Genomic DNA, 9,864 nt, shown 5'->3' on the forward strand with positions numbered 1-9,864 from the left:
GCCCGCATGTCTCGTGACGATGATCTGACTGCCCGTGTGGCGGAGCCGGACTTCTGGCCTCTCTACTTCTTCGACGACCACGCGATAGCGGCCTACGCGGAGGGTCGAGAGGAGCAGGAGGCGGAGGAAGACGCCCTCCGGGCGGAGTTCTGGCTGGATCGTGGCCTGGGGCTGGAGCTCGGGTTCGAACCGGGCGCCGAGTACGTTCACTTGGCGGTCCGTTCGCCGGAGTCCGACAGGGCCGAGACCGGGGGGTGGGACGACACGGCCCACTTCCACCCCCATGTCATGCCCTGGTCCGAACTGGACCTACTGTGCCGCGCAGCGGCCCTGCAGGACCCGGCGCTGCGGCATCCCGGTCCGATGCTGGCACTGCTGTTGCGCTTCGCCTTTCTCACCGAGGACGACGACCTGGACTCCATCACCCCGCTGGTGGACGCGGCCTTCACCACGGTCCGGCCCTTGGCGGCGAACGAGACGGCACCTCGGAGCCGCGGACGTGCGGACGGAGACCCGCGACTGGTTCGACCTGCGGGATCTGCGCGGCACCGGGATCGAGTGGGCGACCCGGGCCGACGGCTGCCGGACCGTGACGCAGCATGATGACGACGGAATGCCGCTGTACTCCCTGCGGGAGCCCGAATCGGACGAGTTCCCGTTCACCGCATGGTCCGGGCTGCTCGCACGCGCGACGGACCTGCTGGGCTCGGTACGAACAGACCCCGCCCTCCACACCCTTGAGGTGCGGGCCTGCCTCGATCGCTGTGCGGAGCCGGACGGCCACCAGCACATCGACTCCCTCGCATCCGCGCTGTCCCAGGCGGGCTTCGACCGCACCGCGCTACTCCGGGCGCTGTCCCAGCCGGTCGCGTTGGCGGAGGCCGCCTGGGCTGTGGAGACCCTGGCAGGGCTGGACCAGGGCGAACTGATAGCCGCCTGGTCCGGCGTCAGTTCTCTGACCGACAGCAGATCATGGCAACTGTCGCTCACGCTGCCCGCTGCCGGGCGCCCGTGGCGCTTCGCGCAGGAATTCGCCGGAGAACTTACCGGCGCACTCCAGGCAGTCGGCCTGGGGCGAGCGGAGACAGGCGGGGGCACATGGATGCCGGACGGGCACGGCGGTCTCGTCCGCCACTCCGACCGCCTCGACGTGCTGATCAGAGACGATCTGCCCGGCGGCATACACGTGATCTCCCACCTTCTGCACCAGCATCAAGCTGCGGAAACAGCCGTCCTGAAGCACGACGAGAAGCCGTACGGACTCATCCCCCTCATCAACCCGCCGGCCGCCGGCCGGCCCAGTCCGACGAAGAACATCCGCGCGGTGCGGCCGTAGTAGCGCTCCTCGACGGCGCGGACCCGGCGCGTGCGCACCACGCGCAGCAGACCGGCCTTGGCCAGGACCCCGACGTGGTGCGCGACGGTGCTCTTCGGCCGTTTGACCGCGGCGAGCCCAGTGACGAGGTGCTCTACGCGGGCTTCTCCCTCGGCGCCACGTCTCCGGCCGCCCTTCCGGTGACTTTTTCACCGTCGCGGACGCGGTGGCCGGGCTCCCCGCCGGCTCCTACGACGTCACTTCCTGCGTCGCCACGATCCATCATCTTCCGTTCGCCCGGACACTCACCCGCCTCCGCAGCCGGCTGGCGCCGGGAGGGACTCTGGTGATCGTCGCCCTGTCGCGCCCAGAGGGCCCCGTGGACACCTGCTTGGCACCCTCGCCGTCCCGGGCCAACGCCGCCATGGGCTGACTGAGGAGCAAGGACTGCCCCACACCCCGCCCCCTCTCCATGACGGCCCGTACACACCCGGCGGACATGGCCCCCGACGCCATCGCCCGCAAAGCCGGAGCCGTTCTCCCCGGCGCACGGTCGTGGCGGCGGCTTTTCCGGCGCTACCCGCTCGTATGGCAACACCCCTGAGGAGACCGGGACTTCCCCGACCGGCGAGTGGTGCGGAAATCCGCTTGCCCGCAGGTGGCCGCCAACCCCAGAATCCAGTAGTGATCCCGAAGAGCAGCAACCTCCCGTGCCCGGACATTGCCACGACCTCTGAGGATCACCCCCATGAGCTACACCATCCGCGAGTACCGCCCCGCTGACGAGCCCTCCTGGCTGCGCTGCCGCGTGCTGTCCTTTCTGGACACGCCCTACTTCGACGACGTCCACCGCACCAGGGCCCGCATCCCGCGGCCCGGCTTCGAACTCGTCGCCGTCGACGCCACCGGGGCCGTCGCCGCGATCATGGACGTGTGCCTGGAGGGCGCCCTCGCGACCATCGACACCGTCGCCGTCCACCCCGACCACCAGCGCCGCGGGCTCGGCCGCGCCCTGCTCGGCGAGGCCCGCCACCGTGCCCGTACCCTCCGCGCGGACATGCTGGACGCCTGGACCAGGGACCACCCCGCCACCCTGGACTGGTACCGGGCCATGGGCTTCACCGAGAGCCGGCACTACCTGCACGTCTACGCGAACCGCTACACCGACCCCGCCGAGCCCGCCCGCGCGATCCCCACCCCCGCGCCGGGGCTGCGGCCCGTCTCCGCCTTCCTGCACGCGAGTCTCGACGAGGAGGCGCGGATGCGCGGTGAGTTCACGCGCGTGCACGTCTGCCGGCGCTTCGCCGCGCCCCTCTGATACGGGGCGCGGGTCCGTATCAGAGGGGCAGTCGGCCCTTTCGCGGGTCAGGCCATCCGCTGCCGTTCGCCGGTTGCGGCGGCCCGCTTGACGGCGTCGAGGAGCCGGTGGGTGGCGACCGCGGTGGAGAAGTCGGGGGTGACCGCTTCCCCGGTGCGTATGCCGTGGGCGAGGTCCGCGTAGACCTGGGCGACGTTGCGCAGGGCGGGCGGGGCGTCCGGCAGCGTACGGAAGTAGGCGGCGGGGACGGGGAGTTCGGTCAGTGGGGCAGCCCCGTCGGAGGCGTACAGCGTGAAGTCGGGGGCGACCAGCGAGTCGTCCGCCGCGGTCAGCACCAGGCGCCCGGCCCGTCCGTGGACCTCGATACGGAAGCCGTCGCCGCGGGGGCCGCCGGTCATGAAGTGCGCGCAGGCCGCCGCACCGGAGTCGAGGAGGCCCCCGATCACGATCTGGTCGGGCGAGGTCACGTCGAGGCGCTCACCCGTCTCCTCAAGGGTGACGTGGGGGATACGTGTCGCCAGCGTCGCCGAGAGTTCGGCGAAGTCCCCCACCGCCGCCCGGAACATGTCGAGGGAGTGCCCCGCCACCACGGCGAGGTGGTTCACGCCCTTCGTGGCGTCGAACAGCGCCGCGTACCGCCGCGACCACACCTCGGGAGCGGCCAGCGAGTACGTGAGCGACGTGGACAGCACGTCGCCGATCCGCCCCGCCGCGAGCAGGTCGCGCAGGTAGCCGATCGAGGGGTGGTTCCTGCTCTGCAGTCCGACCGCGTGGCGTACGCCCGCCGCGTCCGCCCGGGCGCGGAGCCCTTCGGCGGAGGTGGCCGAGAGCGCCAACGGCCATTCGCAGTAGACGTGTTTGCCCGCGGCGACGGCCGCCTCGACGAGCCCGTCGCGCTTGGGCAGCTGCACCGCGATGACCACCAGGTCGACGTCGGGGTCGTCCATGAGTGCGTACGGGTCGTCGAAGGCGCGCCGTGCGCCCCACACGTCGGCCGCGGCGCGGGCCGACTCCGGGCTCGTGCCGGCGACGGCCTCGACCGTGTAGTCGGGCAGCGCGGACAGTGCGGGCAGGTGGACGGCCCGGCCCCAGCCCCGTACGGCGTGCGCGCCGACGACTCCGACCCGGATGGTGTCTGCCATGGGGGTGTTCCTTCCGGTGGACCTGCTGGTGGGGTGCGTGTTCATCGCGCGGCGCCGGTGGGGGCGGGCCGGTCGGCCGGTGTGCGTGCTGCGGTCGGGTTCACGGGTCGCTTCTCACTTCCATGGATTGCCGACACGAGAAACGGAACGTGTCGTGTCTTGGTGAGTGTGGGAGCGGCCCCGGCCATCTGTCAACACGACACGTGCCGTGTCCTTGATAGGCTGGGGCCATGAACAGGCCACCCAACGCGCAACGACGCAGCGAGAAGAGCCACCAGGCGACCCTGGCGGCCGCGATGGACCTGTGCGTCGAGCAGGGCTACGGCAAGGTGACGGTCGAGGCCATCGCCGCCCGCGCCGGAGTGAGCAAGAAGACGATCTACCGGTGGTGGCCCACCAAGGGCGCCGTCGTCCTGGAGGCGCTGATCGCGCTGGTCGGCAAGGCGACCCAGTTCCCCGACACCGGCGATGTCGCCGCCGACATGCGGACCCAGATGACGGCCGTACTCGACAACGTCATGACAGGCCCGCACGCCGCCGTCTACGCCGGGGTCATCGCCGAGGCCCAGCACGACGAAACGCTGGCGCACAACCTGCTCGCCCACCTGCTCCAACCCCGCATCGAGGCCGCGCGCGACCGCTTGCGCCTGGCCCGCGAGAAAGGCCAACTCGCCCCCGACGCAGACGTGGAGCTGGCGGTCGACCTGCTCTACGGCCCCGTCTACTACCGGCTGCTCCTCAACCTCGGCATGTACTCGCGCGAACAACTCCACACGCTGATCGATCTCGTCATCGGCGCCTTCGCGCCCGTACCGGCGACGCCTCCCGCCCCCGATCCCGGCTGAGTCTTCCCTCGTAGCGCAGAGACGTGATCGCAGGGGAAGGTGCGGTCCCGTTACGGGAGGGGCCTGCCATCACGCGCACGATGGAGGGAGTCGGGGGTGTGTTCGCTCCGGGGTCTCTGGGCGGGTTGGCGCGGATCGCGGATTTCGCGCTGGTGGACGCGGTGCTGGCCGAGGCCCCCGCCGGGACGGCCTCGCCGAAATCGTCGCGTCACGCGAAGGAGCACGCGTGGCGCCCACCAGGCCGACGTCAAGCGTGCGGGGTGCCCGGATATTCCGTGCGGCCCGCGGTGTCGCTCGCGGTGCGGTCGTCCGCACCGTACATAGCATGGTCATTATGGCTACATTTGGTTACTTTCTTTCCTCCGAGGAGCACCCGCCGAACGCCCTCGTGGAGCAGGCCGCACTCGCCGAGCAGGCGGGGTTCGAGTCGTTGTGGATCTCCGACCACTACCACCCCTGGCTGGACTCCCAGGGAGAGGCCAGCTTCGTCTGGGCCGTCATCGGCGCCCTCACCCGCGTCTGCGAGCTGCCGATCACCACCGCCGTCACCTGCCCCACGGTCCGCATCCATCCGGCGATCATCGCGCAGGCCGCCGCCACGGCGCAGATCCTGGCGAAGGGGCGCTTCCGCCTCGGGGTGGGCAGCGGCGAGAACCTCAACGAGCACATCCTGGGCGACGACTGGCCCGCCGCGCAGGAGCGCCTGGACATGCTGGAGGAGGCCGTCGGCGTCATCCGCGAGCTGTTCACCGGCGAGCTGGTCACCCACCACGGCGAGTACTACACGGTCGAGACGGCCAAGCTGTACTCGCTGCCCGACGAGCTGCCGCCGATCTACGTCTCCGGCCTGGGCCACAAGTCCGCCGCCCTCGCCGGCCGGATCGGCGAGGGGTACATCTCCACGATGCCCGACGCCGCCCTCGTCGAGCGCTTCCGCGCGACCGGCGGCGCGGGCAAGCCGACCCAGGCCGGCCTCAAGGTCTGCTGGGGCCCCGACGAGGCGGCGGCGCGCGAGCTGGCGTACGACCTGTGGCGCAACGAGGTCATCCCGGGCCAGAGCCCGCGGCTCCTGCCGCTGCCCGTGCACTTCGAGGAGGTCTCCCGCATGGTGCGGCCGGAGGACATCAAGAACGCCTGCGGCCCGGATCCGCAGCAGCACATCGACGCGATCAAGCGATACCTGGACGCGGGGTTCGACGAGATCCACATCGCGCAGATCGGCCCCGACCAGAAGGGCTTCTTCGACTTCTACGAACGCGAGGTACTGCCGGCCGTACGGGCCCTGTAGGCCCGGTACGGAGTCCTCCGTCCGCGCCGAGGCGCCCGAAGAGCCACAGCACGTACGCCCCGAACGCCGGCGAACACCCCGCCACCGCCCAGAGCTGCACCCCCCGCACCGAAATCACGGCCATGGGGAAGGGGCTTGCCTCCCGCCCACATCGGTGAACGCAGCGGTGTTGATTACCTCTGAGGTAATCGATCTTTCGCACGCCGCCCGGCAGGGTGATCACGCCAACGCAGGGATCACGATGAGGAGTCGGCATGACGGCAGGTCAGCACATACGGCGCGCCACCACGGTGCTCGGGCGGAGCACTCTGGTCATGGCAGCGCTCGCCACCGCGACGGTGAGCGCCACGGCGATGGCGAACGCCACGGCGACAGCCGGACCGGGCGCGCAGGGCGCCGCGCGTGCGGCGGCCGCGACGGTGCCGGACGCGGAGACGCAGGGGAGCGAGTGCGCCGACGTACGGGAGAAGGTCGAGCGCCTGGAGGGCCGCATCACCCCGAACGCCTGCGCGTTCATCAAGCGGCAGATCGCCTTCGGTGAGACGCCGACCGGGACGCCGCCGGAGCCGGGCGAGTCCAGCCACCCCCGGGTCCGGGCGTACCTGGACATCTTCGACCCGGAGGCGACGCTGTGGGAGGCGGGCGGTGCCCCGCAGCGCGGGCACACCACGATCGGCAACTCCATCATCGGCTCCCTGCGCCTGGTCCCCGACCTGCGCTACCGGGGGACGGAGGTGGTCGCCGACGGTGCGGTGGCGATGTTCGGGCAGTGGAACGAGGTCACGATCAAGGGGCAGCAGGTGGCCTACCCCCAGATCGCGCGCAACGTACTGTCCGACGACGGCAAGAGCATCCAGGCACGGCGCTACTACGACCGCTACACCGTGTTCCGCTCCGCCGCCCCCGAGCTGCGCAACCTGTTCGAGGGCATCACCGACGCGGGCTCGGCGACAGGCGGCGCCCCGGAGCGCTTCCGCGCCGACGAGATCACGGCCCGCCTCGCGGCGTGGAACAACGAGGACACCGCCGCGCTGACCGAGCGGATGGGCGGCGCCCGACTGACGGCCCCCGGCCTGCCCCGGCCGCTGGCCACCGCCGCGGGCAAGACCGCCTACCTCCAGCGCCTCTTCGACCACGCCGACGTCCAACTCACGGCGGGCCAGGTCGCGTTCGGCGAGACCACCACCTACGTGGAGTGGCACGGCACGGCAACCAGCGCGAAGGGGACGGACGTACCGTTCGGGATCGTCGAGCGCTTCGGCCCCGGCGGCGAGTGGGAGCTGTCCTTTGACACACTCCCGCTGATCGCCGACAAGACCGAGATCGCCGCGCTCTTCCAGAGGCTGGCGCAGCCCTGACCGCCGGCGGTGCGGCGCCCCGCAGAGGCGCCGCACCGCTGCGGGAGGGGGCGGCCTCTGCGCCGTCCCGGTGCGTGTCACCCCAGAGGATCGCTCTGCGCGGGGTGGTAGGGGAGCGCGAAGGGCAGCCCGAGGTCGGCGGGCAGGAGGGCGCCGACCCAGGCGTCCCTCAGGCTGCCCCCGTTGGTCTGCGCCGCACGCAGGGTGCCCTCCCGGACGAAGCCGACCTTCTCCGCCACGGCCCAGGAGGCACTGTTCCCGGCCTCCGCCCGCCACTCCAGGCGCTGGACTCCCCGCTCGCTGAACGACCAGGCGGCCAGGGCGAGTACCGCCTCCGTCGCATAACCCCGGCCCCGGTGCTCCGCCACGGTCCAGTACCCGACTCCCCAGGTGTCGGCATGACGGTGCACATTGACCGACGCCACCAGCACTTTGCTGTCCCGGCCCTCCACCGCGAAGTGGTACATCGTGTCGTCGCGCCAGCCGCGCGGCACCACCTCGCGCAGGTAGAAGGCGGCGTGCTGGCGTTCGTACGGCGCGGGAAGGTCCGTCCACCGCCGAATGTCGGGATCCTGGCAGGCCGCGAGGACCGCGTCCTCGTCACCGGGATCATGCGGGCGTACAAGCAGGCGCTGCGTCGTCAGGGAAACAGGTTCCATGGGCGGTGATTCTGACGCCCACTCACCCGCCCGGCCATCGATTTGTGACGTACCCGGGCCCGCTGCCTAAGCGGATCTCGACGGCGAAACGATCACGGCCGTGGCCGCACGCTACGAGGAACTCGCCCTCCGCCGCGAAGCGACCGTCCTGGTCGCAGCCGTCAGCGGTGGCCCAGCACGTTGACCACCCGTCCGCTGGGATCGCGGACGAAGAACGGCCGCACGCCCCATTCCCCGTCCTGCAAGGGGTGGATGATCTCCCCCCTCACCGCACGCCGGCCCGCACCTCGCGCAGGAAGGGCCCGACCACGTCGAGGAACGCGCCCGGCGCGGAGGAGAACGGCAGGTGCCCGGTGTCCAGCACCGCGAGCCGCGCCCCCGGGACGAGACGGTGCGCGACCCTCCCGTAGTGCAGGGGGGAGACCAGATCGCGCCGCCCCCACACGACCAGCGTCGGCGCCGCGATCGCGTCCGCGCGCCCGCTCAGGTCGAAGTCGGGGGAGGCGAAGCTGCGCCACATCGAGCGGTACGTGGCCCGCCCGGCCGCCGTCGCCCCGGTGCGCAGGACCCGCTCGGCGACGGCGCGGTCGTGCTCCCCGGCGGGGCGCAGATAGGCGCGCACGACGTACGGCAGCAGCCGCCCGGCGGCCGGCGAGGAGGCGCACATCCGGTAGTAGGCCCGGGTGAGCGCGCTACGCCGCGCGAAGCCGCCGGAGTTGACCAGGACCAGGGCGGCCACGTGCTCGGGCCGCTCCACGGCGAGACGGGCCGCCGCATAGCCGCCGACGGAGTTGCCGATGAACACGGCCGGCCCCAGCCCGAGTTGGTCGACGAACTCGCCGAGCGCGCGTGCCAGGCGATCGGCGCCGACCGTGGTGTCCGTCCCGGAGGCCCCGTGCCCCGGCCAGTCGACGGCGAGCACCCGGTGCTCGCGGGCGAGGGCGCCCAGGACCGGATCGAAGTCGCGGTGGTCGTGCAGGTTGGCGTGGAGCAGCACGAGCGGCGGCCCCTCGCCCACCTCGCGCCAGGCCACCGTGCCGGCCGCGGTTTGCACCGTACGCATGCGGGACTCCCTGCTCGACGGGCGACCGGAGCGTTCACTGACCGTCCGGTCGGTCAACTAGTACGGTAAACTAGCCCAGTTGGCGACGGCAAGCACACGCAGGAGGGGAGCCCCCGGTTGAACCTCAGGCAGCAGGCCGCGGCCCGTACCCGCGCGGCCCTGATCGACACCGGTCTGCGCCTGACCGAGCGGGTCGGCCTGGCGGCCCTGAGCGTCAACGCCCTCGTAGCCGAACTCGGCGTCTCCAAAGGGGTGTTCTTCCACCACTTCGGCACCCGCGCCGGCTACCTCCTGGCCCTCCACCGCGAGTTCCACGACCGCCTCGAAACGGCGCTCGAGGCGGCGATCGCCGACCACCGGCCCGGCCCCGACCGCCTCCTCGCCGGCTCGTACGCCTACCTCGACGCCTGCCTGCGCGACCGCGGCGTCAAAGCCCTCCTCCTGGAAGCCCGCGCCGAACCGGCCATCGTCGAGGAGGTCCAGTCCCGCAACGCCCGCAGCGCCACCCTCGCGGAGGCGGACTTCCGTGCGATGGGCTGGCGCCACCCCGCGGACGGCGCCCGCCTGTGGGTCGCCATGGTCGCCGAAACGGCCCTCCTCGAACTCACCACCGGCCCCCGCCCCCAAACCCGCGACGCCCTGCGGCAGTTCACCATCCGTCCCGCCCACTGACGCCGGCGGGCGAGCCGACAGCAGCGACCCAAGCGACCGTCCACAGACCTACGCAGCCCTACACGGCCGTACGCAGCCGTACGCAGCCGTACGCAGCCGTACGCAGCCGTACGCAGCCGTACGCGAGCCGTACGCGAGCCGTACGCGAGCCGACGGGGAAAGGAGCGGACCGGATGGACCTGTCGGGGGATACCCCATGGCCGC

General features: G+C 71.7%; 11 protein-coding genes and 1 pseudogene. 8 read left to right on the forward strand and 4 right to left on the reverse strand.

Annotated features, from left to right (window positions below):
* The first annotated feature begins 6 nt into the window (after nt 1–6).
* The 4 genes from ACFQLX_RS15015 to ACFQLX_RS15030 all read left to right on the forward strand — a co-directional run bounded on the left by ACFQLX_RS15015 (nt 7) and on the right by ACFQLX_RS15030 (nt 2,633).
* The gene (locus ACFQLX_RS15015) at nt 7–603 is read left to right on the forward strand and encodes a hypothetical protein (protein WP_386415202.1); all 597 of its coding nucleotides are present in this window, start codon (nt 7–9) and stop codon (nt 601–603) included.
* Complete coding sequence (locus ACFQLX_RS15020; RefSeq protein WP_386415205.1) at nt 500–1,336, forward strand: hypothetical protein; 837 nt, start codon at nt 500–502, stop codon at nt 1,334–1,336. Before ACFQLX_RS15015 ends, ACFQLX_RS15020 begins: the two co-directional genes overlap by 104 nt.
* A 205-nt stretch (nt 1,337–1,541) precedes the next feature.
* A complete protein-coding gene (locus ACFQLX_RS15025; protein WP_386415208.1) occupies nt 1,542–1,748 on the forward strand; it encodes a class I SAM-dependent methyltransferase in 207 nt (68 codons plus the stop codon).
* 315 nt (nt 1,749–2,063) lie between these two features.
* Nucleotides 2,064–2,633, forward strand: a complete 570-nt coding sequence (locus tag ACFQLX_RS15030) for a GNAT family N-acetyltransferase (protein ID WP_386415210.1) — start codon at nt 2,064–2,066, stop codon at nt 2,631–2,633.
* A 47-nt stretch (nt 2,634–2,680) separates the two neighbouring features.
* On the opposite strand, the gene ACFQLX_RS15035 is transcribed toward ACFQLX_RS15030, so the two are convergent.
* Nucleotides 2,681–3,775, reverse strand: a complete 1,095-nt coding sequence (locus ACFQLX_RS15035; protein ID WP_386415212.1) for a Gfo/Idh/MocA family protein — start codon at nt 3,773–3,775, stop codon at nt 2,681–2,683.
* Nucleotides 3,776–4,005: 230 nt separating this feature from the next.
* Here ACFQLX_RS15035 and ACFQLX_RS15040 point away from each other — a divergent pair, with 230 nt between their 5' ends.
* The 3 genes from ACFQLX_RS15040 (at nt 4,006) to ACFQLX_RS15050 (ending at nt 7,266) form a co-directional block, all read left to right on the forward strand.
* Nucleotides 4,006–4,620, forward strand: a complete 615-nt coding sequence (locus tag ACFQLX_RS15040; protein WP_386415214.1) for a TetR/AcrR family transcriptional regulator — start codon at nt 4,006–4,008, stop codon at nt 4,618–4,620.
* Nucleotides 4,621–4,954: 334 nt separating this feature from the next.
* The gene (locus ACFQLX_RS15045; RefSeq protein ID WP_386415216.1) at nt 4,955–5,908 is read left to right on the forward strand and encodes a TIGR03557 family F420-dependent LLM class oxidoreductase; all 954 of its coding nucleotides are present in this window, start codon (nt 4,955–4,957) and stop codon (nt 5,906–5,908) included.
* 254 nt (nt 5,909–6,162) lie between these two features.
* Nucleotides 6,163–7,266, forward strand: a complete 1,104-nt coding sequence (locus ACFQLX_RS15050; protein WP_386415218.1) for a hypothetical protein — start codon at nt 6,163–6,165, stop codon at nt 7,264–7,266.
* 77 nt (nt 7,267–7,343) lie between these two features.
* On the opposite strand, the gene ACFQLX_RS15055 is transcribed toward ACFQLX_RS15050, so the two are convergent.
* The 3 genes and pseudogenes from ACFQLX_RS15055 to ACFQLX_RS15065 all read right to left on the reverse strand — a co-directional run bounded on the left by ACFQLX_RS15055 (nt 7,344) and on the right by ACFQLX_RS15065 (nt 8,988).
* Nucleotides 7,344–7,925, reverse strand: a complete 582-nt coding sequence (locus ACFQLX_RS15055) for a GNAT family N-acetyltransferase (RefSeq protein WP_386415219.1) — start codon at nt 7,923–7,925, stop codon at nt 7,344–7,346.
* Nucleotides 7,926–8,086: 161 nt separating this feature from the next.
* Nucleotides 8,087–8,185: pseudogene (locus tag ACFQLX_RS15060) on the reverse strand (VOC family protein); the annotation flags it as partial.
* Nucleotides 8,186–8,190: 5 nt separating this feature from the next.
* The gene (locus ACFQLX_RS15065) at nt 8,191–8,988 is read right to left on the reverse strand and encodes an alpha/beta fold hydrolase (protein ID WP_386415221.1); all 798 of its coding nucleotides are present in this window, start codon (nt 8,986–8,988) and stop codon (nt 8,191–8,193) included.
* Between the two features lie 117 nt (nt 8,989–9,105).
* Between ACFQLX_RS15065 and ACFQLX_RS15070 the strand changes: the two genes are divergently transcribed.
* Nucleotides 9,106–9,660, forward strand: a complete 555-nt coding sequence (locus ACFQLX_RS15070) for a TetR/AcrR family transcriptional regulator (RefSeq protein ID WP_386415223.1) — start codon at nt 9,106–9,108, stop codon at nt 9,658–9,660.
* The last annotated feature ends 204 nt before the right edge of the window (nt 9,661–9,864 follow it).

This window comes from Streptomyces polyrhachis, assembly GCF_042663125.1.
In the GTDB taxonomy this organism is placed as follows: Bacteria; Actinomycetota; Actinomycetes; order Streptomycetales; family Streptomycetaceae; genus Streptomyces; species Streptomyces polyrhachii.

What these genes read in the sequence shown, in the direction of transcription:
- ACFQLX_RS15015 (WP_386415202.1), top strand. Translation starts at nt 7, where the DNA reads ATGTCTCGTGACGATGATCTGACTGCCCGTGTGGCGGAGCCGGACTTC.
- ACFQLX_RS15030 (WP_386415210.1), top strand. Translation starts at nt 2,064, where the DNA reads ATGAGCTACACCATCCGCGAGTACCGCCCCGCTGACGAGCCCTCCTGG.
- ACFQLX_RS15035 (WP_386415212.1), bottom strand. Translation starts at nt 3,775, where the DNA reads ATGGCAGACACCATCCGGGTCGGAGTCGTCGGCGCGCACGCCGTACGG.
- ACFQLX_RS15040 (WP_386415214.1), top strand. Translation starts at nt 4,006, where the DNA reads ATGAACAGGCCACCCAACGCGCAACGACGCAGCGAGAAGAGCCACCAG.
- ACFQLX_RS15045 (WP_386415216.1), top strand. Translation starts at nt 4,955, where the DNA reads ATGGCTACATTTGGTTACTTTCTTTCCTCCGAGGAGCACCCGCCGAAC.
- ACFQLX_RS15050 (WP_386415218.1), top strand. Translation starts at nt 6,163, where the DNA reads ATGACGGCAGGTCAGCACATACGGCGCGCCACCACGGTGCTCGGGCGG.
- ACFQLX_RS15055 (WP_386415219.1), bottom strand. Translation starts at nt 7,925, where the DNA reads ATGGAACCTGTTTCCCTGACGACGCAGCGCCTGCTTGTACGCCCGCAT.
- ACFQLX_RS15065 (WP_386415221.1), bottom strand. Translation starts at nt 8,988, where the DNA reads ATGCGTACGGTGCAAACCGCGGCCGGCACGGTGGCCTGGCGCGAGGTG.